This window comes from Maribacter sp. HS, from assembly GCF_048059195.1.
GTDB classification, from domain to species: Bacteria; Bacteroidota; Bacteroidia; order Flavobacteriales; family Flavobacteriaceae; genus Maribacter; species Maribacter dokdonensis.
Genome location: NZ_JAYLVV010000002.1, coordinates 733,221 through 757,591, shown reverse-complemented (window position 1 = coordinate 757,591; position 24,371 = coordinate 733,221). Strand labels below are relative to the sequence as shown.

23 protein-coding genes and 1 tRNA gene are annotated in these 24,371 nt (G+C 36.0%); 14 read left to right on the top strand and 10 right to left on the bottom strand.

The annotated features are described in order from the left end of the window. Nucleotides 1–118: 118 nt before the first annotated feature. Complete coding sequence (locus tag VBZ51_RS03405) at nt 119–1,369, bottom strand: 3-deoxy-D-manno-octulosonic acid transferase (RefSeq protein WP_416576052.1); 1,251 nt, start codon at nt 1,367–1,369, stop codon at nt 119–121. A 90-nt stretch (nt 1,370–1,459) separates the two neighbouring features. Between VBZ51_RS03405 and VBZ51_RS03400 the strand changes: the two genes are divergently transcribed. The 4 genes from VBZ51_RS03400 to VBZ51_RS03385 are packed head-to-tail and all read left to right on the top strand — an operon-like array spanning nt 1,460 to nt 5,375. Further along, on the top strand, nt 1,460–2,614 hold the full coding sequence (locus VBZ51_RS03400) for a DegT/DnrJ/EryC1/StrS family aminotransferase (protein WP_416576051.1): 1,155 nt from the start codon (nt 1,460–1,462) through the stop codon (nt 2,612–2,614). A 43-nt stretch (nt 2,615–2,657) separates the two neighbouring features. Further along, the gene (galE, locus tag VBZ51_RS03395; RefSeq protein WP_099189860.1) at nt 2,658–3,674 is read left to right on the top strand and encodes a UDP-glucose 4-epimerase GalE; all 1,017 of its coding nucleotides are present in this window, start codon (nt 2,658–2,660) and stop codon (nt 3,672–3,674) included. A 34-nt stretch (nt 3,675–3,708) separates the two neighbouring features. Then, nucleotides 3,709–4,980, top strand: a complete 1,272-nt coding sequence (locus tag VBZ51_RS03390; protein ID WP_416576050.1) for an amidohydrolase family protein — start codon at nt 3,709–3,711, stop codon at nt 4,978–4,980. 41 nt (nt 4,981–5,021) lie between these two features. Then, the gene (locus tag VBZ51_RS03385; RefSeq protein ID WP_416576049.1) at nt 5,022–5,375 is read left to right on the top strand and encodes a hypothetical protein; all 354 of its coding nucleotides are present in this window, start codon (nt 5,022–5,024) and stop codon (nt 5,373–5,375) included. 13 nt (nt 5,376–5,388) lie between these two features. Here the strand turns inward: VBZ51_RS03385 and VBZ51_RS03380 are convergent, their stop codons facing one another. Both VBZ51_RS03380 and VBZ51_RS03375 read right to left on the bottom strand, forming a co-directional pair. After that, entirely contained in the window at nt 5,389–6,492 is a 1,104-nt protein-coding gene (locus VBZ51_RS03380) for an acyltransferase family protein (protein ID WP_416576048.1), read from the bottom strand. A 34-nt stretch (nt 6,493–6,526) separates the two neighbouring features. After that, on the bottom strand, nt 6,527–7,042 hold the full coding sequence (locus VBZ51_RS03375; RefSeq protein ID WP_058104326.1) for a hypothetical protein: 516 nt from the start codon (nt 7,040–7,042) through the stop codon (nt 6,527–6,529). Nucleotides 7,043–7,159: 117 nt separating this feature from the next. Between VBZ51_RS03375 and VBZ51_RS03370 the strand changes: the two genes are divergently transcribed. Further along, a complete protein-coding gene (locus VBZ51_RS03370) occupies nt 7,160–9,955 on the top strand; it encodes a 2-oxoglutarate dehydrogenase E1 component (protein WP_416576047.1) in 2,796 nt (931 codons plus the stop codon). Between the two features lie 25 nt (nt 9,956–9,980). Further along, nucleotides 9,981–11,201 (top strand): 2-oxoglutarate dehydrogenase complex dihydrolipoyllysine-residue succinyltransferase, encoded by a 1,221-nt coding sequence (odhB, locus tag VBZ51_RS03365; RefSeq protein WP_416576046.1) that lies wholly within the window; start codon nt 9,981–9,983, stop codon nt 11,199–11,201. 40 nt (nt 11,202–11,241) lie between these two features. Here odhB and VBZ51_RS03360 read toward each other — a convergent pair whose 3' ends face one another. Continuing rightward, nucleotides 11,242–11,691, bottom strand: coding sequence for a retropepsin-like aspartic protease (locus VBZ51_RS03360; RefSeq protein WP_058103983.1), 450 nt, complete (start codon nt 11,689–11,691; stop codon nt 11,242–11,244). A 37-nt stretch (nt 11,692–11,728) separates the two neighbouring features. Between VBZ51_RS03360 and VBZ51_RS03355 the strand changes: the two genes are divergently transcribed. From VBZ51_RS03355 to VBZ51_RS03320, 8 genes are all read left to right on the top strand, one after another. Next, the gene (locus tag VBZ51_RS03355) at nt 11,729–12,496 is read left to right on the top strand and encodes a TatD family hydrolase (RefSeq protein WP_416576045.1); all 768 of its coding nucleotides are present in this window, start codon (nt 11,729–11,731) and stop codon (nt 12,494–12,496) included. 28 nt (nt 12,497–12,524) lie between these two features. Next, nucleotides 12,525–13,550, top strand: a complete 1,026-nt coding sequence (locus tag VBZ51_RS03350) for an asparaginase (protein WP_416576044.1) — start codon at nt 12,525–12,527, stop codon at nt 13,548–13,550. A gap of 71 nt (nt 13,551–13,621) precedes the next feature. Next, a tRNA-Ser gene (locus tag VBZ51_RS03345) sits at nt 13,622–13,709 on the top strand. 77 nt (nt 13,710–13,786) lie between these two features. Beyond that, nucleotides 13,787–14,536 (top strand): MotA/TolQ/ExbB proton channel family protein, encoded by a 750-nt coding sequence (locus VBZ51_RS03340; protein ID WP_058103980.1) that lies wholly within the window; start codon nt 13,787–13,789, stop codon nt 14,534–14,536. A 25-nt stretch (nt 14,537–14,561) separates the two neighbouring features. Then, the gene (locus VBZ51_RS03335; RefSeq protein WP_058103979.1) at nt 14,562–14,993 is read left to right on the top strand and encodes a hypothetical protein; all 432 of its coding nucleotides are present in this window, start codon (nt 14,562–14,564) and stop codon (nt 14,991–14,993) included. 13 nt (nt 14,994–15,006) lie between these two features. Beyond that, nucleotides 15,007–15,612, top strand: a complete 606-nt coding sequence (locus VBZ51_RS03330; protein WP_058103978.1) for an ExbD/TolR family protein — start codon at nt 15,007–15,009, stop codon at nt 15,610–15,612. Between the two features lie 23 nt (nt 15,613–15,635). Further along, a complete protein-coding gene (locus tag VBZ51_RS03325) occupies nt 15,636–16,118 on the top strand; it encodes an ExbD/TolR family protein (RefSeq protein WP_058103977.1) in 483 nt (160 codons plus the stop codon). 77 nt (nt 16,119–16,195) lie between these two features. Further along, a complete protein-coding gene (locus VBZ51_RS03320) occupies nt 16,196–16,864 on the top strand; it encodes a porin family protein (RefSeq protein WP_416576043.1) in 669 nt (222 codons plus the stop codon). On the opposite strand, the gene VBZ51_RS03315 is transcribed toward VBZ51_RS03320, so the two are convergent. The 6 genes from VBZ51_RS03315 to pyrH all read right to left on the bottom strand — a co-directional run bounded on the left by VBZ51_RS03315 (nt 16,859) and on the right by pyrH (nt 24,316). Continuing rightward, nucleotides 16,859–17,464 carry a hypothetical protein gene (locus VBZ51_RS03315; RefSeq protein ID WP_416576042.1) on the bottom strand — a complete coding sequence of 202 codons (606 nt, stop codon included), beginning with the start codon at nt 17,462–17,464 and terminating at the stop codon, nt 16,859–16,861. The two genes, VBZ51_RS03320 and VBZ51_RS03315, sit on opposite strands and share 6 nt — an antisense overlap. Next, nucleotides 17,464–18,921 (bottom strand): RNA polymerase factor sigma-54, encoded by a 1,458-nt coding sequence (gene rpoN, locus VBZ51_RS03310; protein WP_416576041.1) that lies wholly within the window; start codon nt 18,919–18,921, stop codon nt 17,464–17,466. The genes VBZ51_RS03315 and rpoN overlap by 1 nt, the downstream gene beginning before the upstream one ends. 38 nt (nt 18,922–18,959) lie before the next feature. After that, on the bottom strand, nt 18,960–20,393 hold the full coding sequence (gene asnS, locus VBZ51_RS03305; RefSeq protein ID WP_215996610.1) for an asparagine--tRNA ligase: 1,434 nt from the start codon (nt 20,391–20,393) through the stop codon (nt 18,960–18,962). Between the two features lie 97 nt (nt 20,394–20,490). After that, nucleotides 20,491–22,878, bottom strand: coding sequence for an efflux RND transporter permease subunit (locus VBZ51_RS03300; RefSeq protein WP_071341237.1), 2,388 nt, complete (start codon nt 22,876–22,878; stop codon nt 20,491–20,493). Between the two features lie 130 nt (nt 22,879–23,008). After that, nucleotides 23,009–23,563 (bottom strand): ribosome recycling factor, encoded by a 555-nt coding sequence (gene frr, locus VBZ51_RS03295; RefSeq protein WP_058103971.1) that lies wholly within the window; start codon nt 23,561–23,563, stop codon nt 23,009–23,011. A gap of 45 nt (nt 23,564–23,608) precedes the next feature. Next, nucleotides 23,609–24,316, bottom strand: coding sequence for a UMP kinase (pyrH, locus tag VBZ51_RS03290; RefSeq protein ID WP_058103970.1), 708 nt, complete (start codon nt 24,314–24,316; stop codon nt 23,609–23,611). Nucleotides 24,317–24,371 lie beyond the last annotated feature (55 nt).

Below are 24,371 nucleotides of genomic sequence, written 5' to 3'. Positions count from 1 at the left end.
GATGTAAAATCGATTAACGTATCATATAATCAGAGGAATGCACCCAAATTGAGTCTATGGTAGTCTAATTTTTAAACTAAATATTCGGTAGTTTATAAGTTTGGTTGGTGTGAATACTTCAATTTTTTGTCGCTAAAACTGAATTTAATTCATTCAGTATACATGGTGTGGCCCCAGCCTTTTCTTTAATGTATTTAGAATTGATTTGTCCGGTTAATTCCCGTTTATCATTGTCGTTGAAGAATTCGTCTACTTGCTTTTTTAATTCTAAAAAGCTATTTACAGTAATAATACCGCCTAGCGTAACTAGTTCTTCCGCTTCTGCAAAACCTTCGTATTTTTCTCCAATAATTACGGGTATCTCAAAAACTGCAGGTTCTAAGGTGTTGTGTAATCCTGTAGCGAAACCACCACCAACATATGTAATGTCTGCATAACTGTATATTTTGGTCAATAATCCAATGGTATCGATAATTATAACATCGTAATCATTTAATACTACCTTTTCATTTAAATCAGAATAGCATATAACAGATTTATCAATAGATGAAACTATATTTTTTATATGATCAGCTTTCATAGTGTGCGGCGCGATCACATACTTAATAGCATATTTACTTTGGTTGATATAATCAATTAGTAGTTTTTCATCCTCTGGCCAAGTGCTACCTGCCACAAAACAGAACTGTTCATCTTTGAATAATTTCATAAATTCCAGGTCGTTATTGCGCTTTGTTATTTCAAGCACCCTGTCAAATCGAGTATCTCCTGCAACGGTCACATTTTTTAGACCAATAGATTTTAGTAAGTCTGAAGACATGGAATTCTGAACAAAAATATGAGTGAAACTTTTTAAAGCTTTACGCATAAAATGACCGTACCACTTGAAATAGGGTTGTTTCTTTTTGAATAAGGCAGAAATTAAAAAAGTGGGGGTATTCAAATTTTTAAGGGCGGCTAAGTAATTAGGCCAAATTTCATATTTGATGAAAATGGCAATATCTGGGTGTGCCATTTTTATAAATGATTTTACATTGTTTTTGGTGTCTAATGGTAGATAACATATTACATCGGCAACTTTGCTGTTTTTCTTTACTTCGTACCCTGAAGGAGAGAAAAAAGTAAGTAGGGTTTTGTAATGTGGATATGATAATTTTAATTGCTCCAATACTGGTAACCCTTGCTCAAATTCACCTAAAGAGGCGGCATGGATCCAAATTACTTTATCTTCTTTAGAAATGGACTTTTCAATAATGGAAAGCGAATTTTTTCTACCATTTACAAAAAGGGAAAGCTTAGTGTTTACCAATGCCAAGCCTTTTAAAATTACAGAAGCAATTACCGCTATGAAGTTATAAAGAATATACAAACTGATGCTTTTGGGCTAAATTACGTTTCTTTCCATAAAATTAGTGTTGCCCGTTTCGTATTTTTGTTGCACTTCATGTAATTACAACAGATGAAAAAGATACAAATGGTAGACCTAGGTGGTCAATACCAAGAAATTAAAGGACAGGTAAATAACTCAATTTCTCAGATATTAGAGACATCAGCATTTATTAATGGTCCAGAAGTTCATGCATTTCAAAAGGAACTGGAGGAGTATTTACAGGTAAAGCATGTCATTCCCTGTGCAAATGGTACAGACGCTTTGCAAATTGCAATGATGGGGTTGGGTCTAAAACCTGGGGATGAGGTGATTACTGCCGACTTTACCTTTGCCGCTACGGTTGAGGTAATTGCATTGTTACAACTTACGCCGGTTTTGGTAGATGTATATCCAGATACTTTTAATATTAACATTGAAGCGATCGAAAAGGCGATTACCCCTAAGACAAAGGCTATAGTGCCGGTACATCTTTTTGGGCAATGTGCTAATATGGATGCAATTCTAGATTTGGCAAAAAAGCATGATTTATTTGTTATCGAAGATAATGCACAGGCAATAGGTGCCAGGTATTATGCTAAAGATGGTGCTAAGCAGATGGCCGGAAGTATTGGGCATGTTGGTGCCACTTCTTTTTTTCCTTCTAAAAATTTGGGCTGCTATGGTGATGGCGGCGCTATTTTTACTAATGATGATGAATTGGCACATACACTTCGTGGTATTGTTAACCATGGTATGTATGAGCGTTACCATCATGATGTGGTTGGGGTAAATTCTAGACTAGATTCTATACAGGCTGCGGTACTTAGGGCAAAATTGCCAAAATTAGATAGCTATTGCGAAGCAAGAAGAAATGCGGCAAGAGCATATTCCAAAGCGTTTGAGGGTCAAGAGCATATCATAACCCCGGTGACCGTGAATAATTGTGAGGGAATTTGCGATGTGTGCGATTGTCACGTGTTTCATCAATATACGTTGAGAATAACAAATGGCAAAAGAGATGAGCTGGGACAATTTTTAGCAAAGAATGAAGTTCCTTTTGGTGTATATTATCCTATCCCGTTGCATAAACAAAAGGCATATTTGGATGATAGGTATAATGAGGCAGATTTTCCTGTGACCAATCAATTGGTGAAAGAAGTAATTTCCTTACCGATGCATACGGAATTGGATGAAGAACAGATTAACCATATTACGCAGTTGGTTATCGGGTTTGTTAATGGGTAGTGCAAAGTTTTTTTAATTTGGCAACGTTCAAATAATATAATAGATGAAAGTATTAGTAACAGGAGGTTTAGGTTTTATTGGCTCACATACTGTAGTAGAATTACAGAATAAAGGGTTTGAAGTGGTCATTATTGATGATTGTTCTAACTCTGATGAAAGTGTGCTAGAGGGTATTGAGGCCATTACCGGTAAAAAGCCACTTTATGAAAAACTGGATCTTAAGGAAAAACAAAAAGTCGAGGACTTTTTTCAAAAATACCAAGATGTTACTGGAGTTATACACTTTGCTGCGTCTAAGGCGGTGGGAGAGAGTGTTGAGAAACCATTATTGTATTATGAAAACAACATTGGTACTTTAGTATACATATTAAAGGAGCTTTGTAAAAAGAATAAGGCAAGTTTTATTTTTAGTTCTTCTTGTACGGTATACGGACAGGCAGATAAAATGCCAATTACCGAAGATGCACCGGTCAAGGTGGCAGAATCTCCATATGGCAATACCAAACAAATGGGTGAGGAAATTATTGCAGATACCTGTAAAGTTACTCCTGGTCTTAATGCTATTGCCTTACGATATTTTAATCCTATGGGAGCGCATCCAAGTGCGAATATTGGAGAATTGCCAAAAGGGGTTCCACAAAATTTGGTGCCGTTCATTACTCAAACAGGTATTGGACTTAGAAAAGAGTTATCTGTTTTTGGAGACGATTACCCTACGCCTGATGGCACATGTATTAGAGATTATATTTACGTGGTGGACTTAGCCAAGGCACATGTGGTAGCTTTAGAGCGCTTGCTTAATGGTGACAATGCATCTAACTACGAAGTGTTTAATGTAGGTACGGGTAAAGGTAGCTCGGTTTTAGAGGCTATTAAGAGTTTTGAAAAGGTTTCAGGTAAAAAATTGAATTATAAAATTGTAGATAGAAGACCTGGAGATATTACAACAGCATATGCAGATACTACCAAGGCAAATAAAGTGTTAGGTTGGAAAGCTGAATATACTTTAGAAGAGGCAATGAATTACGCTTGGATCTGGGAGCAGAAAATTAGGGATTGATTTTTTGATACTATCAATATAAATACCACCTCTTATGAAAAAATCTCTATTTGTATTGTTCCTGTTTGTTATAGGTCTGGCTAATGCACAGGACACTTACTTACAATGCGGTAAAATTGTTGACGTTGAATCTGGTAAAATTTTATCTGAAAAGACAATTATAGTATCGCGTAATAAGATCAAGGAGATTAAGAATGGTTATGTATCGGGTAATGATACGGATATGGTGGTAGATTTAAAATCCAAGACCATATTACCGGGTTTTATAGATATGCATGTGCATATAGAAAGCGAATCTAGCCCATCTAGATATTTAGAAGCATTTACCTTGAACGAAGCTGATGTGGCATTTCAATCTACGGTGTATGCTAAACGGACTTTAATGGCCGGTTTTACAACAGTTAGGGATTTAGGTGGTTCTGGTGTAAACATTGCCCTCAAGAAGGCAATTAATAAAGGAACAATAGTTGGTCCAAGAATTTTCACCGCCGGAAAATCTCTTGCTTCTACAGGTGGACATGCGGATCCTACCAACGGAAGAAGTCAAGAATTAATGGGTGATCCAGGACCAAAAGAAGGGGTGGTCAATTCTCCGGAAGATGGCAGAAAAGCAGTTCGTCAACGATATAAAGATGGTGCAGATGTTATTAAGATTACCGCAACCGGGGGTGTTTTAAGTGTAGCTAAAAGTGGTCAAAATCCACAATTTACTATTGAAGAAATAAAAGCGATTACAGATACTGCAAATGATTATGGTATGCTTACCGCTGCACATGCACATGGTGATGAAGGTATGCAAAGAGCTATTTTAGGCGGAATTAAAACTATTGAACATGGTACATTAATGTCTGAGGAAACTATGGATCTTATGATCAAGCATAATACTTTTATGGTGCCTACCATTTCTGCTGGTCAAGAGGCTGCTAGGTTAGCCAAAATACCTAACTATTTGCCGCCGGTAGTGGCTAAGAAAGCCTTGGAAATAGGACCTAAACTCAATGAAACTTTTGCAAAAGCTTATAAGAAAGGGGTAAGTATAGCCTTTGGTACAGATTCAGGGGTGTCTCCCCATGGTGATAATGCTAAGGAATTTGTTTATATGAACAAGGCGGGTATGCCCGTTATTGAGACATTACGTTCAGCTACAATAACCAATGCTATGCTTTTAGGCGAGGCTGATTTAGGACAAATTAAAGAAGGGTATATTGCTGATATTGTTGCTGTAAATGAAAATCCTTTAAATAATGTGGAAACCCTTACAGATGTAGTTTTTGTGATGAAAGAAGGGGTCGTTTATAAACAATAATGGTATAGAAGGTTCAGCTAATTCTTGAAAATAAGCTTTGCATGAAAATCAATATTGATACTAGTAGGCAGTTGGTGCAAATAGCATTAGGTGACTCCCTTTTTGAAAAATTGGTTAAACAAGTGGAGAAAGATTTCATTCTTGCCAATAATCCATTGAAAATCACGAAAACTATAGATGGCGTTAGCTTCATTGCCCTTATTCGTGAAAAGGTCTATTACTTAATGATGGAGCATTTCGCAGAATACCTCAATCTTATGTATATCATAGATATTCCTGAAAAGGAGTTTGAGCATATTCAAATTACGGATACTGTAGATGTAGCTGATCAAATTACTTTTTTGATTTTAAAGCGGGAATATAAAAAAGTGTGGTACCGTAACAGGTATCAATAAGATGATATCAAGATTACACCTTTATATAAATGCCTTTTTTATCCATGATATAACCTACTAACCAGCAAGTGAACATTATCCATAAAGCAAAGAATAACGAGCCAAAGTAGTCACCTGCTATATGTATAAAGATGTTATCTGCAATCCAGTTGTAGGCGGTTGTGCCCTTCATTGATATTTCTGCCAAACTAATGATAAAAAGTTCAGATAATAGGTAGATAAACAGTGTATTTCTGCCAAATACTTCAAAGAAATAAGTCCATTTTCCAGGTTTGGACATATCTAATAGGTAAATAAGAATGGAGATTATAAAAATATCTATTCCAATGGTTAGCAAAACAAAAGAACTGGACCATAGTTTTTTATTGAAAGGGAATGTGAGGTCCCATGCAAATCCTGCTATTATGAGAAGTCCGCTAACCATAATCAATTTGGCAATGGTCTCAAAATTCTGACCGTTCTTTTGAATGAATTTACCAGTAAAGAATCCGGCTATAACATTTACAATGGCAGGCAATGTGCTTAATAATCCTTCTGGGTCAAAAGCAACACCGCCATTGCCTTGGTACATATGGTCTGCTCCAATAATGAATTTGTCAAGTTTTAATACGGCATTCCCGGTTAGTGATAAATCTCCGAATACCATTAGGATAATATGATAACCAATAAGAGCAATGGCGCTAAAGATCAAAACAGATTTAGTCTTGAAATAATGTAATAAGATCGATGCAAATAGGTAACAGAGGGCAATACGCTGCAGTACACCAAAAATTCTGGTTTCTGCAATTGGTTTTAAACTCCCATTTTCAAAAAATGGGAACCAATACATTAAAAACCCTAATAGGAAAATAATGGCAAAACGTTTAAAAACCTTTTTTAAGAATTCAGAACTTGCCACATTTTGGTATTTTTTCATGCTAAAGCTCATAGCGTTTCCTACTACGAATAAGAAAGTAGGAAATACTAGATCCGTTAACGTAAATCCGTTCCAGACCGCATGTTTTAAAATGCCAAAACTGGTATCGCCATTTCCGGGGGAATTCACAATGATCATTAAAGCGACATCCATGCCTCTAAAGACATCTAATGAAAGATACCTGTTTTTCAATGTATTCATGTTGGTTGGTTTGGTATTGGTAAGGTAGTAATTTTTAGAAGTACACGCGTACAAATGGCATTAGTGCATTTCCGTATATGCTTTTGTTGTCGTCGTACAGTAAATCATATCGCAATCCCATAGTAACGTTTCGGGTGCTGTAACCCGCACCTATGAAAAATGCAGGTAGCCAGTAGTTATCTTCAATATCTATAGTTGAGGTCGCAATTGTTCTGTTGATCCTAAGCTGTTCAAATTCTGCGGACATTTGAAGTTGGGGAATAGGGTTAAAGAGAGTAAGAACACTCCCGCCGTATGCTAGAAATTTGTCTTCATCAAATTTGGCATAGTTGAAACTTAAACTGGCACCAGAAGCAAATTGCTCATTAAATTGATAAATGGCACTTGGGGAAATAGACCCATTGAATCCGTTATTTGTAAATCCTAATCCAATACTTCCACCAAATCTTACGTTATTCCAGAAATCAGAATTGTTCCTAGTGGTTTGGGCCAGTGAAAAGGTGATATTTAATGTGATAAAACCAATGAATATCATTTTTTTTAAGCTCATAGGGCGATTTTGTTTTAAAGTTTCATTTTTTTCAATAATACTTGGCATTCTATCGTTAGATATTGTAAATGTTGTATTTTTGTTAGAAATTTATTCTAAAGATACAGAAAGTAATTCATGGATAAATATTCCTTTTTGAATACCGCTCATACCTCTTTTTTTTCAGAGTTATACGATAAGTATTTAGTAAATCCGGATAGTGTAGAACCAAGTTGGAGAGCCTTTTTTCAAGGATTCGACTTTGGGATGGAAAGTTCATTAGATGAACTTGAAATTGATGAGAACAGAACTACTGTTGTAGTAAACGGTAATAAGAGTGAAATGCCAGAATCCTTGCAAAAAGAGTTTCAGGTAATCAGACTTATTGACGGTTATAGAAGCAGAGGTCACTTATTTACGAAAACAAACCCGGTTCGTGAGCGAAGACATTATGAACCTTCATTGGAAATAGAAAATTTCGGACTTTCATCGTCTGATCTTGAAACCGTTTTTAATGCTGGTGATATAATTGGTATAGGTCCAAGTGACCTCAAAGAAATTGTTAGACATTTACAAAGTATCTATTGCGATGCTATTGGTGTTGAGTATATGTATATTCGAAAACCAGAGCGTGTAAAATGGATTCAAGACTGGATTAATGTCAATGACAACCATCCTGATTTTGAGCCGGATAGAAAAAAGCATATTCTTAAAAAGTTGAATCATGCCATTTCTTTTGAGACTTTTTTGCATACAAAATATGTAGGTCAGAAAAGATTCTCCTTGGAAGGGAATGAATCATTGATACCTGCCTTAGACGTAATTGTTGAGCGTGCCGCAGAAATGGGCGTAAAGCAGTTTGTTATGGGTATGGCACACCGTGGAAGATTAAATGTTCTCACCAATATTTTCGGAAAATCCGCTAAAGATATTTTTAGTGAATTCGATGGTAAGGATTATGAGCAAGAGATTTTTGATGGCGATGTTAAGTATCACCTAGGCTGGACTTCAGATAGAAAATCTGATAACGGAAATAAAATTAACATGAGCATTGCACCAAACCCTTCTCACTTAGAGACTGTAGGTGCAGTGGTTGAAGGTATTGCAAGGGCAAAGCAAGATGCGGACTATCAAGATGATATTTCAAAAGTGCTTCCTATTGTAGTACATGGTGACGCCGCCATAGCAGGTCAAGGTTTGGTATATGAAGTTGTGCAAATGGCCGGTCTTGATGGTTATAAAACCGGAGGTACTATACATATTGTAGTAAACAATCAAATTGGATTTACCACTAACTATCTAGATGCTAGAACATCTACCTATTGTACAGATGTAGCCAAAGTTACTTTGAGTCCAGTATTGCATGTTAATGCTGATGATGCCGAGGCTGTGGTACATGCATCACTTTTTGCATTGGAATATAGGATGCAATTTGAGAGCGATGTATTTATAGATTTGTTAGGGTATAGAAAGTATGGGCATAATGAAGGTGATGAGCCAAGATTTACCCAGCCAAAACTATACAAAGCTATTTCCAAGCATAAGAACCCAAGGGATATTTATGCTGAAAGACTAATTCAAGAAGGTGTTATTGACGATACCTATGTTTCTGAATTGGAAAAACAGTATAAAGATTCATTAGAGGAAAAACTTGAAGATTCACGTAAGGAAGATAAAACTGTAATAACCCCGTTCATGGCAGATGAATGGAAAGGTTTTGAAAATGTTCGTGAATGGGAAATGATGGACCCGGTGAATACCAAGTTCACCAAGACCAAATTAGATAAAATTGCCAAGGTGATAACTGCGTTGCCAAAGGGTAAAAAGTTTTTACGTAAAGTAGAAAAACTAGTCAAAGATCGCTACAATATGTATTTTGAAGCGGATAATTTGGACTGGGCCATGGGTGAATTATTGGCATATGGTTCTCTTTTAGAGGAAGGTTATGCTGTGCGTATGTCCGGACAGGATGTAGAACGTGGTACTTTCTCTCACCGTCATGCCGTAATGAAGGTTGAAGAGAGCGAGGAAGAAGTAATCTTGTTGAACCAGCTTTCTGATAAGCAAGCAAAGTTTCAGATTTATAATTCACTTTTATCGGAATACGGTGTTGTAGGTTTTGATTATGGTTATGCCATGGCCAGCCCTAAAACATTGACGATATGGGAAGCTCAGTTTGGGGATTTCAGTAATGGGGCCCAAATTATGATAGACCAATATATTTCTGCCGCAGAAGATAAGTGGAAACTTCAAAATGGTTTGGTAATGCTCTTGCCACATGGTTATGAAGGTCAAGGGGCAGAACACTCTTCCGCTAGAATGGAGCGTTACTTGCAATTGTGTGCAAAAGATAATATGTATATAGCAGATGTAACTACACCAGCACAAATGTTCCATATTTTGCGTAGACAAATGAAGGCTAATTTTAGAAAGCCATTGATCATTTTCACCCCTAAAAGTTTGTTGAGGCATCCAAAGGCAGTGTCTAAGATAGCGGATTTAACAGGTGGTGGTTTCCAAGAGGTCATAGATGATGAGACTGCAGATGCTAAAAAAGTAAAATCATTGGTATTCTGTACAGGTAAGTTCTATTATGATCTTTTAGCTGTTAAAGAAGAGAACAGTAGAGATGATGTGGCACTGGTAAGGGTAGAACAATTGTTCCCTATTCCGGAAAAGAAAATGAAGGAAGCCATTGCAAAATATAAGAATGCAGACGATATTGTTTGGGCTCAAGAAGAACCTAGAAATATGGGTGCATGGAGTCATTTATTAATGCATTTTGACGAAGCTAGAACTTTTAGGGTTGCTTCAAGGCGTTTTTATGCAGCTCCGGCAGCAGGTAGTTCTGTGCGTTCAAAAGCACGTCATCAACAAGTTATAGATTACGTTTTTGATAAAACGAAGGACAATATGTCCAAACCAAAAAAATAAAATAACATATCAAATTATAGAAAGAATGATTCTAGAAATGAAGGTCCCATCGCCGGGAGAGTCTATCACAGAGGTGGAAATTGCAGAATGGTTGGTAGAAGATGGTGATTATGTAGAAAAAGATCAAGCGATTGCAGAAGTAGATTCAGATAAAGCTACTTTAGAATTGCCTGCTGAAGCAAGTGGTACAATTACTTTAAAAGCAGAGGAAGGTGATGCTGTTGCAGTAGGTGCCATTGTTTGCTTAATTGATACGGGTGCGGCCAAACCAGATGGTGAAGCCAAAACCGCAAGCGCACCAAAAGAAGAGAAAAAAGAGGAGCCTAAAACAGAAAAAGCTCCGCAGCCAGCTCAAGCTAAAGAAACTTATGCTTCTGGTGTACCATCACCTGCAGCTAAGAAAATCTTAGATGAAAAAGGTGTGGATAGTAGTGCCGTTTCCGGTTCAGGTAGAGATGGCAGAATTACCAAGGAAGATGCTGTAAATGCAGTGCCTTCAATGGGATCGCCTACAGGTGGTAGTCGTGGGGAATCTAGGTCTAAGCTATCAATGTTGCGTAGAAAAGTTGCCGAAAGATTGGTTTCTGCAAAAAATGAAACAGCAATGTTGACCACTTTCAATGAAGTGGATATGTCTGCAATTTTTGAGCTAAGAAATAAGTATAAAGAAGATTTCAAAAGCAAACATGGGGTTGGTTTAGGTTTCATGTCATTTTTTACAAAGGCTGTAGTGAGAGCTTTGGAAATGTACCCTGCCGTAAATTCTATGATTGATGGTAAGGAAATGATTTCTTATGATTTCTGTGATATCAGTATTGCGGTATCGGGTCCTAAAGGTTTAATGGTACCTGTTATTCGTAACGCTGAAAACTTAACCTTCAGAGGGGTGGAAGCAGAAGTGAAAAGATTGGCAATTAGAGCTCGTGAAGGTGAAATTACCGTTGATGAGATGACAGGTGGTACATTTACTATTACTAATGGTGGTGTATTTGGTTCTATGTTGTCTACCCCTATTATCAATCCACCGCAAAGTGCTATATTGGGGATGCATAATATAGTTGAAAGACCAATTGCACGTGACGGGGCTATTGCTATTGCACCAATTATGTATGTTGCATTGTCATATGATCACCGTATTATTGATGGTAAAGAATCTGTAGGGTTCTTGGTGGCAATCAAAGAAGCAATAGAAAATCCGGTAGAAATATTGATGGACAATAACGTTAAGAAAGCTTTGGAAATGTAATTTTCTAAAACTAGAATAAAGTTAAAAGCGTTGAGGTCACTCAACGCTTTTTCTTTTTTAAATAGATGCATTTTTTACCGTAGTCGATAATGGCTTTGGATTTTTTTAGAATATCGGCACCTATAATTCCGTCTACCGGCTCTGCATTATGTGCGGTAAGGGCTTCGTTTACATGTTTTAAATCGAAAAGCACAATTTCAAGATTGTGAAATTCCCATGAATTTAAATTGATGGTGTTGCTCTTAGAGACTAATGTTTCCATATTCGTGGCTCCGGCACCGGCAGCTTTTATAACAGACTCTTCAGAAATTAATTTAAAATGCTCAATTTTATCCATACCAATACAGGTATTCGATGCGCCTGTGTCCAATATAAATCTGCCTGGCACCGAATTTATTTCGGCATAGATTTCAAAATGATCGGTTGCGGTTAACTCTAAGGGAATGCGTACGTAATCTTTATCCTTCAAAAATTTTTTGAGGGTACTCATAATTCATTTTTTTCAAAGATAAGCCTATTTTTGCCGCATGATTATAACAGATACGCATACGCATTTATATAGTGAGGCTTTTGATGAAGATAGAAAAGAAGTGATTGAGAAAGCAATTGATTTGGGAGTGGAAAGGTTTTTTATTCCCGCTATAGATTCTTCCTATACGGAAAGCATGTTGGCACTTGAAAAGGATTTTCCGGGACGCATGTTTTTGATGTCGGGATTGCATCCTACACATGTAAATGAGAATTTTGAGCAAGAGCTCTTACATGTAGAGGAAATGCTTGAAAAACATACCTATTATGCAGTGGGTGAAATTGGTATCGATTTATATTGGGAAAAGAAGTTTTTAAAAGAGCAGAAAATTGCTTTTAAAAAGCAAATACAACTGGCTAAAAGTAAGAATTTGCCTATTGTCATACATTGTCGTGATGCTTTTGATGAGGTGTTTGAAGTATTGGAGGAGGAAAAGGGTAATGGACTAAGAGGTGTTTTTCATTGTTTTACCGGTACACTTGAACAGGCAAAAAAAGCTATTTCATATGATATGAAATTAGGTATAGGTGGTGTGGTCACATTTAAGAATGGTAAAATAGATACATTTTTAAAGGAGATAGAATTAAAGCATATTGTACTGGAAACAGATTCACCCTATCTGGCGCCAACTCCATATAGAGGTAAAAGAAATGAAAGTGCGTACATCATCAATGTATTGGAGAAAATGGCTGATGTTTATGGGGTTTCAAATGAAGAAATTGCGTTAGTAACCACCAACAATTCTAGAGAAGTGTTCGGTATTTAAAGGTGAATGAATAATAGGTAGTTGTAATATGGATAAAAGAAGCATTTTATTGATTTATACAGGTGGTACGATCGGAATGATGAAAGATTATTCATCTGGAGCGTTAAAGGCTTTTGATTTCTCGCAATTACAAAAAAATATACCAGAACTTAATCAGTTAGATTGTACGATATCAAGCTTTTCGTTTGATTATCCTATAGATTCATCCAATATGAACCCTGGTCATTGGATCGCTATTTCAGATATTATCGCTGATAAATACCATGAATATGATGGTTTTGTAGTGTTGCATGGTAGTGATACTATGAGTTATACGGCGTCTGCTTTAAGTTTTTTGTTGGAAAACCTTTCAAAGCCGGTAATTTTAACAGGATCTCAATTGCCTATTGGAGACTTAAGAACAGATGCTAAAGAAAACCTTATTACTGCTATTCAAATTGCAGCTTTGTATGAAAAAGGAAAACCGGTAATACAAGAAGTAGGGTTGTATTTTGAGTATAAATTGTATAGAGGAAATAGGACTACTAAGATAAATGCGGAACATTTTCAAGCTTTTGCTTCTTTGAACTACCCTCATTTAATAGAATCGGGAGTGCATTTATCGGTTTTTAAAGAATATTTACTGCCCCAAAAACGAAAATTGCCGTTAAAATCACATAAAAATATGGATAACAATGTGGCTATTTTAAAAATTTTTCCGGGAATTAATGAAAATATTATCGACGCAATTTTAAACGCCAAAAATTTAAAAGCGCTGATTTTGGAAACTTATGGGTCGGGAAATGCTCCAATGGAAGAATGGTTTTTAAAGAAATTAAATAATGCAATAAATAAAGGAATTCATATAATTAATGTCACCCAGTGTTCTGGTGGTGCGGTTATGATGGGGCATTATGAAACAAGTTCCAGATTAAAGAAAATGCAAGTAGTTAATGGTAAGGATATTACGACTGAAGCTGCTATAACCAAAGCTATGTATCTATTGGGTAGTGGTGTTTCCCATGACCTGTTTAAAACCGTTTTCGAAACCTCTTTGCGTGGAGAAATGCTGTAAATTTAACAGTAGTTTAATTTCGATAACTAATATTTTTTTTGTTATTTGCCCACCCTTAAAAAAGGTAACTTAGAGAGGTGGCCGAGTGGTCGAAGGCGCACGCCTGGAAAGTGTGTATACCCCAAAAGGGTATCGAGGGTTCGAATCCCTTCCTCTCTGCAAGTAAGTTTTACTTTTTTTATATTGTTTTTTTTTTATCTTTAACCCTATTAACTAACTAATTTAAGTTTGAAAAAATGAAAAAATTATTCCCAAGCCTAGCAGTCGCTGGGGCATTTGTAGCAGGTACAAATATTGTAAGTGCAAAAGTAGCAGCAGTAGCGTTGCTAGTTCAAGAAGGAGCTCCTGAAGCGGAAAAAGGATTTACTCAGGTTTTAAAAGAAATGTTTATTACAGGTGGTGCCGGTTTCATGGGTATCGTTCTTTTATGTTTGATCCTTGGTTTGGCAGTTGCTATTGAAAGAATTATTTATTTGAACATGGCAAGTACAAATTCTGCCAAGTTGAAACAACAAGTTGAAGATGCATTGGCGTCAGGTGGTGTTGAGGCTGCGAAAGAGGTTTGTAGAAATACAAAAGGACCTGTTGCTTCTATCTACTACCAAGGTTTGGACAGAGCTGGTGAGAGCATTGAGTCTGCTGAAAAAGCTGTTGTTGCTTACGGTGGTGTTCAAATGGGTCAATTGGAGAAAAACGTTTCTTGGTTGTCTTTATTTATTGCAATTGCACCAATGCTTGGTTTCATGGGTACAGTAATTGGTATGATTCAGGCCTTCCAAAAGATTGCTGCTGTTGGTAACTTAAGTGCATCTCTTATTGCAGGTGATATTCAGGTTGCATTATTAACAACGGTATTCGGTCTTATTACGGCTATTATACTTCAAATTTTCTACAACTATATTATCGCTAAAATTGATAGCATCGTTAATGATATGGAAGATTCTTCTATTACATTGATCGATATGTTGGTAGATCACAAAAAATAAGTTTCACTTTTAATACCTAAAAATTATGCAAAAAATTATTAAAATAGCATTAATTGCTATAGGTGTATTAAGTGCAGTGCTTTGGTACTTGTTACCAAGTGCAGATATGCCGGCAGCTGAAGCTGCTCAAAGTGGAGCTATGAACACTATGTTTATCATTACTTACCTTTTGTTAGGTATTGCTGTTGTGGTTAGTTTAGTGTTTACTTTAAAAAACTTATTTTCTAACCCACAAGGTCTTAAAAAGACATTGTTTGTAGTAGGAGGTTTTTTATTGGTAGTTGGTGTTTCTTATGTCTTGGCAAGTGGAACGGATGTTGATCCTGAATTCTTGGCAATGGAAGATGAGAGTACGATTAAAAAGATTGGAATGGGATTGAATGTATTCTTTATTCTGACTATTATCGCTGTACTTTCTTTGGTTATACCGGCTGTTAAAAATATGTTTAGTAAATAAAAAATAGAAAACTATGGCTAGAAGAGCAGGAGCACCAGAAGTAAGTGCCGGTTCCATGGCGGATATAGCTTTCCTTTTACTTATCTTTTTCTTGGTAACAACTACTATTGAAACGGATGCAGGATTGGATCGTATGCTTCCACCAATTGAACCGCCCGATACGGATGTAGTAATTAAACAAAAGAACATCTTTCAAGTAAACATCAACAAGAACGGTCAATTATTGGCTGATGATGAATTGATTGAGCTTAAAGACCTAAGATCAAAAGCCATGGCCTTTTTAGATAATGGTGGTGATGGAACATGTTCTTATTGTCAAGGAAGAAAGAATGCTGAATCTTCAGATAATCCTTCTAAAGCGATTATCTCTTTAAAGAACGATCGTGAAACAAAGTATAGTACTTACATAACTGTGCAGAACGAACTTGTAGGAGCTTACAACGATCTAAGAAATAGAGAGGCACAGCGTTTATATAAGAAGAACTTCGTTGATATGGAAGCTGAATATCTTAACCCTGAAACTGATGACGATGTAAAGGAAGAGTTGAAGGAAAAGGTAAAGAAGATTCAAGATTTGTTTCCACAGAAATTGTCTGAGGCCGAAACTTCAAGTGATTAATTAATTAAAATAAAAGTAACACTATGTCAAAATTTGCAAAGAAAAAAGATGGAGAGGTACCTGCGGTATCAACAGCTTCCCTTCCTGACATTGTATTTATGCTTTTGTTTTTCTTTATGACGGTAACCGTGATGAAGGATAGTTCTTTGAAAGTAGAAAATGTACTTCCTAATGCTAGTGAGGTAAAGAAGCTTGAAAAGAAGGATCGTGTAATTTATATTTATGTTGGTAAGCCAACTAAAGAATATGAGAAATTATTTGGTAGTGAGCCAAAGATTCAATTAAACGATAAATTATCTAGTCCATCTGAAGTTGGTGATTACATTTTGATGGAAAGGGCTAAAAAGCCACAAGAACTTCAAAACGTTTTGACCACGGCACTTAAAGTCGATAAGAACGCAAGTATGGGATTAATATCCGATATTAAACAAGAGTTAAGAAAGGTTAACGCTTTAAAGGTAAATTATACTACCTATGAAGGTGATGCTTTCAATAATCTACAATAGTTAGTTAGTAGAATATTACTTATTTTAAAACGCTTCAAATTTATTTGAAGCGTTTTTTATTTCATTAACTTTACTTTATGCGTTTCTGTATTGTTTTATTCTTGGTGGTAATACAATCTAATGCCCAAGAGGTTTTAGATACAATAGATAACCCCCGATATTTTGAGGATCAATTCTATGTTGGTCTTTCGTATAATTTCATTTTAAACCATCCGGAGGGGTCTAATCAACGTAATTTATCATATGGTCTGCAAGGTGGTATTATCAAAGATATTCCTTTAAATAAAGCTGGAACTAAGGCTATAGGGATAGGAGCTGGTTTGGCGTTAAACAGTTATTATTCAAACTTGGTTGCAGATGTTCTAAACGATGATATTAGTTATAGTATCAATGATGATATAACTAGAAGTAAGTTAGAAACTCACCTTTTGGAATTCCCATTGGAATTTAGATGGCGGAATTCCACCGCAAATGAATACAAATTCTGGCGTATTTATGGTGGTATCAAGGCCGCTTATATTTTAGGTGCTAGGTCAAAATATGATCTTGGTGATATAAGTGAGGGTTTTAAGAATACCGATCTTACCAAATTTCAGTATGGACTAACCTTAAGTTTTGGGTACAATACCTTTAATTTACATGCGTATTATGCGCTTACCGAACTGTTTAATGGCAATGCATCTGTTAATGGAGAAGTGTTGCAATATAGACCTTTACGTATTGGTCTGATCTTCTATATTCTATAGCCAAAAGCGTACGGTAAGTAACTGGGACAATAAGCCAATTAGTAGACCCATAATGACTTCAATACCTGTATGGGCTTTTAAATAAAGACGCGCTGTTATAATTGCACCTGTTAGTAATATAAAGAAGCTTATTGCCAATATTAAATTGATTTCAAAGTGAATGCTCAAATTCAATAGGTACATTAATAGACCACTTATACCAACGGTGTGTAAACTTGTTTTAAAGTTAAAAAACAGTAATAATATACATGCTATCGTAGCTCCTAATAAACCGGTGAAAAAGAAATATAGCTCGCTTACATAATTATTGGGTATCACTTTATATAAGATTAACAACAAGATGCTAGCGTGAATGTAAAGTGGATATTTGCGCTCTTTAATAGAACTTAACTCTATAGAGTTTACTAAACCTAAATTTTTTAATATCAGGTAAGTTACTACTGGAATTATAACAGTAAGAATGAATATAGGCAGTATACTGGCACTTTTTATTTCTATTGGTGTATACTTGGGTGTAATGAGAAAATAAGCTACAGTGCCACCAATGGGTATGAATAGGGGATGAAGTAAGTATGAGATAACTTGTGAAAAAACCTTCATTAGATTTCTTTTCTCATGCGTGCAACAGGAATATTCAATTGCTCTCTATACTTGGCAACAGTTCTTCTGGCTATGGGATAACCTTTTTCTTTTAAAATAGCCGCTAATTTATCATCGGTTAGCGGTTTCTTTTTGGTTTCGTTTTGAATAACCGTTTCTAAAATTTTCTTGATTTCCCGTGTAGAAACATCTTCTCCTTGTTCGTTTTTCATAGATTCTGAGAAGTACTCTTTAATTAGTTTGGTACCGTAAGGAGTATCTACATATTTACTATTGGCAACCCTAGAAACCGTAGAAACATCCATTCCTATTTCATCTGCAATATCCTTAAGGATCATTGGTCTTAAATTGCGCTCATCGCCAGTCAGGAAGTATTCTTTTTGATACTGCATGATGGCGTTCATAGTGATGAATAGGGTTTGTTGTCGTTGTCTTATAGCGTCTATAAACCACTTTGCGGCATCTAATTTCTGCTTTATGAACATAACCGTGTCCTTTTGAGATTTAGATTTGTCCTTAGCTTCTTTATAGCCTTTTAGCATATTGCTGTATTCTCTAGACACATGTAATTCTGGAGCATTTCTACCATTAAGGGTTAGCTCTAGTTCTCCCTCGGTTATTCTTATTGCAAAATCCGGAACTACATGTTCAACTATTCTATTATTTCCGGAATAGGATCCACCTGGTTTAGGGTTTAATTTTTCTATTTCACCGATGGCATCCTTAAGTTCCGTTTCGGTAATATTGTGTTTTTGAATTAATTTTTGATAGTGTTTCTTTGTGAAGTGTTCAAAAGACTTTTTTAAGATCTCTGTTGCAAGTTCAATACTTGGAGTGACATCTTTTCGGTCTAACTGTATTATTAAACACTCCTCTAAAGTACGTGCACCTACACCTGGTGGGTCTAACTCTTGTACAATAGATAATATTCTGATAATGGTTTCTTCGTCAGTATAAACATTTTGGGTAAAAGCCAGGTCGTCCATGATATCGGAAATAGGTCTTCTTATATAACCGCTTTCATCTACACTACCTACTAAAAACTCTGCGATGTTCCATTCTTCATCAGAAAGGTAAACAGTATTCAATTGATTTATTAAATGTTGATTGAACGATATTCCGGCTGCGTATGGTACACTTTTTTCTTCATCATCAGAACTGTAATTATTAGCCTTGGTTCTGTAATCCGGAATTTCATCATCACTTAAGTAATCATCTATATTGATGTCCTCAGTGTTGATGGTTTCGCTATCGGCATTGTCATCATAAACATCATCATACTCATCAACAACGTTATCCAAATCTTCCTTGCCGGTCTCTAGTGCCGGGTTCTCCTCTAATTCTTGTTTAAGTCGTTGTTCAAACGCCTGTGTAGGCAGCTGAATTAACTTCATCAACTGAATCTGTTGAGGAGATAATTTTTGGGATAATTTAAATTGTAGATGTTGTTTTAGCATTACTTTCTTCTAGTACTTGTAAAAGTAACCAAATCTGCTTAAAATTCGGCATTCTGTGGTGTTCTAGGAAACGGTATTACGTCTCTAATGTTGCCCATGCCTGTAGCAAAAAGTACCAATCTTTCAAATCCAAGACCAAATCCACTATGTTCGGCCGTTCCAAATTTTCTTAAATCTAAATACCACCAAAGTTCTTTTTCGTCAATACCTAAATCTTTTATTTTTTCCTTAAGCACATCTAAACGTTCTTCACGTTGAGACCCTCCTACGATTTCACCAATACCTGGGAATAATATATCCATTGCCCTAACGGTTTTGCCGTCTTCATTTAAACGCATATAAAACGCTTTTATCTTGGCAGGGTAATCAAAAAGAATTACCGGACACTTAAAGTGTTTTTCTACCAAGTAACGCTCGTGCTCACTCTGTAAATCTGTACCCCATTCTTCAATTGGATAAGTAAATTGCTTCTTTTTGTTCGGTTTACAATTCTTAAGAATTTCAATTGCTTCGGTATAGCTAACCCTTTTAAAATTATTGTCTACAACAAACTTTAATTTCTCGATCAAGGCCATATCACTACGTTGGGCTTGTGGTTTGCTCTTTTCTTCGTCCAACAATCTTTTCTCTAAAAACTCAAGGTCTTCTTGACAATGGGTTAACGTGTAAGAAATTACATTTTTGATGAAGTCTTCGGCAAGATCCATATTTGCATCAAGATCAAAGAATGCCATTTCTGGTTCAATCATCCAAAATTCGGCTAAGTGTCTTGAGGTGTTTGAATTTTCTGCCCTAAAAGTGGGGCCAAATGTGTAAACTTTACCTAGGGCCATGGCATATGCTTCTGCCTCTAATTGCCCAGATACGGTCAAATTGGTTTCTTTTCCGAAGAAATCTTCTTTATAGTTTACATCACCTTCTTCTGTAAGCGGTGGGTTTTTATCATCTAAGGTAGTAACACGAAACATTTCCCCAGCACCTTCCGCATCTGACCCTGTAATTATAGGTGCATGAAAATAATTAAATCCGTTTTCCCTAAAGTAATTATGAATGGCAAAAGATAAGGTTGACCTTACGCGCATTATGGCAGAAAAGGTATTGGTTCTAATTCTTAAGTGAGCTTTCTCCCTTAAAAATTCCAGTGAATGTTTTTTGGGCTGAATTGGGTATTCATCTGGATCAGCTATACCAAGTACTTCTAATTGGCTAACTTGGATTTCAACAGACTGCCCTCTACCTTGGCTTTCTACCAATGTACCTGATATTTTTAGGGCGGCACCAGTATTCACTTTCTTCAATAATTCTTCATCAAAATTTTCAAAATCAACTACACATTGAATTGTACCTAAAGTTGAACCATCGTTCAAAGCAATAAATCTGTTGCTTCTAAATGTTCGTACCCACCCCTTAACGGTTATTTCCTGTAATAGGTTTTTACTTGAAAGTAGTTCTTTTATTGTGACTAAACGCATGATGTTGAATTGAAAATTAAAGTTCCAAAGATAGGATTTTGTTAAAAAATAAAGAGGCTATACCGTTATATAAACTTTGCCTTAAAATGAAAATTGATTAATTGTTGTTTTCTTCTTGAGGCAAGATGTCTATTTGTGGTTTTTTAAGTGTCTGTTTGTTAGCTATACTCTTTTCCAGCGATAACAATAACGAGGGTAGTAAAATTAAATTAGCCAACATTGCAAGTAATAAGGTGGCCGATACTAATGAACCCAAGGCTACGGTGCCGCCAAAATTGGAAATTACAAATACTGAAAAACCGAAAAATAATACAATTGATGTATAAAACATACTAACACCTGTTTCCCGTAGTGCATTGTAAACCGATTTTTCAATACGCCATTTATTCGCTGTAAGTTCTTGCCTATATTTGGCTAGAAAGTGAATGGTGTCATCTACAGAAATACCAAATGCAATACTAAATACCAAAATTGTAGACGGCTTAATAGGTACGCCTACAAATCCCATAATACCCGCCGTAATTACTAGAGGTAAAAGATTGGGGATCAGTGATATAACGATCATTCTAAAAGAACGGAACAAGTATGCCATAAATAAAGCGATCAACGCAATGGCAAGAGCAAGCGACATGATCAGGTTTTTTACCAAATATTTAGTTCCTTTTAGGAATAAAAGTGCGCTACCGGTCATATAAACATTATAACGTTCTACCGGGAAAATCTTAGTGATATTCTCAAGTAAACGTTGCTCTATTTCTTCCATACGGCTTGTGTTTACATCGCGCATGAATGTAGTTATTCTAGCGGTTTGTCCCGTACTATCCACAAATGACTCCAATAGATTACCGTTGTCAGATGATTTACGGGCAACGTCCATTATAAAAGTGTTTTCTTGACTTGTAGGTAATTGATAGTATTTTGGTATGCCGTTGTAAAAGGCCTGTTTGGAATATTTTACCAAATTTACTACTGAAACGGGAGACGAAAGTTCTGGTATTTCATCGATTACTTCTCCAAGTTGATTCATACGCTTAAGTGTAGCGGGCTTTAAAACACCTTTTGGAGTTTTAGTATCCACTACAATTTCAACTGGCATTATTCCTTTAAACTCTTTCTCAAAGAATCTTATATCATGAAAGAATTCAGCATTTTTAGGCATGTCTTCTATAGGACTGCCAGAGATTCTTATTTGGTAAATACCAATTATGCTTAAGACCAATAGTGATATAGAAACTATATAAACCGTAATTCTTCTATGTCTTACGATGCGTTCCATCCAATTAACAAATGCATCTATCCATTTTTTGTTCAAGTGTTTTAAATGCTTTGTTTTTGGTAATGGCATAAAACTGTACACTATAGGAATAATCAAAAGCGATAAAATGAAAATTCCAATGATGTTGATAGAAGCTACAATACCAAACTCTTTTAAAAGAGTACTATCGGTTATGATAAAAGTGGCAAAACCAGAAGCAGTGGTAATGTTGGTCATTAACGTAGCATTTCCTATTTTGGAGATTACACGTTGCAACGAAAGTGCTTGGTTACCATGTTTTTTAACCTCTTGCTGATATTTGTTGATCAAGAATATACAGTTTGGTATACCTATTACAATAATTAGTGGAGGAATAAGGGCGGTAAGTACCGTAATTTCATATTGTAAAAGTCCTAGAAAACCAAAAGCCCACATTACCCCAATGATAACTACACACATTGAAATGAAAGTGGCTCTAACGCTTCTAAAGAAAAAGAAGAAAATTAAGGAGGTAACGCCTAGCGCTGCCAAAATGAACTTTCCTATTTCATCTATGATGTTTTGTGAGTTCATGGTCCTCACATAGGGCATACCGGAAATATGAACATCGAGATTGGTTTCCTTTTCAAAATTACGAACCAAGGTGTTGATGTCCTGTAGAATAAAATCTTTTCTAACAGTGGTGTTAACTATATCCTTATCTAAATTGACAATGGTACGTATTGTCTTGCTCTCCTTGTTAAAAAGTAGATTTTCATAGAAAGGTAGATCATTAAAAAGATGATCTGTTATACTGTCTATTTCTTTTTTGGTCTTTAATTCACCGTTGATTAACGGCAACATTTCAAATTCTTGCTTGTCGTTATTTTTAACCAACTCTTTTAAGTTGTCGGTTGATATAACGAATTCAACTTCTGGAAAAGCGGCAAGTTGTTTGCTGAGCCTATTCCAACGGTTAAAATTAGTAGGTTCAAACAAAGCGCTATCCCGTATGGCAAAAACAACAGCATTACCTTCTTCGCCAAATTTGCTTAAAAAATCCTGGTATTGTATGTTAACCGGGTGATCATCTGGTAAAAGGTTGGTTTGTGAGCTAGAAAATCGCATGTATTGCCATTGCCAGCCCATGAAAATGGTAAAACCGGTAATCAATAGTAAAATTAGGATTCTGTTGCGTAGAATTATGTTTGCCGTTTTAGGCCAAAATCCTTTCGTAAGTTTCGCTACCATAACTGTTTTTGCAGGTGGCAAAGGTAACTATTAGCTACAATTGTTCCTAGATTGAAAAGTTTAAATTTTATACAAATAAAAAAAGCTACCCTATTCAGGTAGCTTTGTGATCCTATATTTTGGATAAACTTTAAACTTTCATGATTTCAGCCTCTTTTTTGCTCAAGAAATCATCAATCTTTTTAGTGAATGCATCGGTTAGATCCTGTACATCTGCGGTTGCGTTTTTTTGAAGGTCTTCAGAAATATCCAAATCCTTTATTTCTTTGTTTGCATCTTGTCTTGCACTTCTAACTCCTACTTTTGCATGTTCTGCTTCAGCTTTAGCCTGCTTGGTCAACTGTATTCTACGCTCCTCTGTTAAAGGCGGTACGTTGATGATGATCATGTCGCCATTATTCATAGGATTAAAGCCTAAATTGGCATTCATTATGGCTTTTTCAATTTCTTGAAGCATACCTTTCTCCCATGGTTGAACAGAAATTGTTCTACCATCTGGCGTGTTGATATTGGCTACTTGAGCTAGTGGAGTTTGTGAGCCATAATAATCTACCAATACAGAAGATAACATGGTAGGACTGGCTTTACCTGCTCTAATTTTTAAAAATTCACGTTCTAAATGCGCTATGGCAGCTTCCATACCTTCTTTTGTAGCGTCTAAAACAAATTGTATTTCCTCGTTCATATAATAAGTGTATTACTATCGCAATAACATTAATTGTACCAAAAATTATAGGTTGACCGTGGTACCAATGGTTTGCCCGTCAACAATTTTCAATAGGTTTCCTTTTTTGTTCATATCAAAAACTACGATTGGTAGTTCGTTCTCTTGACTTAGGGTAAAGGCAGTCGTGTCCATTACTTTTAGTCCTTTTGTAAGTACATCTTGGAAAGAAATAGTGTCAAATTTTGTGGCACTTTTATCTTTTTCTGGGTCGGCAGTGTATATGCCATCTACTCTTGTACCTTTTAAGATAACATCTGCTTCTATTTCAATAGCTCTAAGAACTGCAGCAGAATCTGTTGTAAAATATGGGTTACCTGTACCGCCGCCAAAAATAACGACTCTTCCTTTTTCTAAATGCCTCATGGCACGTCTTCTAATAAAAGGCTCGGCTACTTCATTAATTTTTATAGCAGTTTGCAATCTGGTCTGTACACCACTCATTTCTAAAGCGCTTTGTAAAGCTAACCCGTTGATAACGGTAGCTAACATACCCATGTGGTCCCCTTGTACGCGATCCATACCTGTGGCTGCACCTGTAAGGCCTCTAAAAATGTTTCCGCCACCAATAACAATGGCAACTTCAATTCCTTTTTCAACTACCTCTTTTATTTCTTCCGCATATTCATTTAGGCGGTTAGAATCTATTCCATATTGCTTTTCACCCATTAAGGCTTCTCCGCTTAATTTTAGAAGAATTCGTTTGTAGTGCATTCTAGTTTTAATTTGCCATCAAAAATAATGAAAATTTTTGATGGGCGTGTTCAAT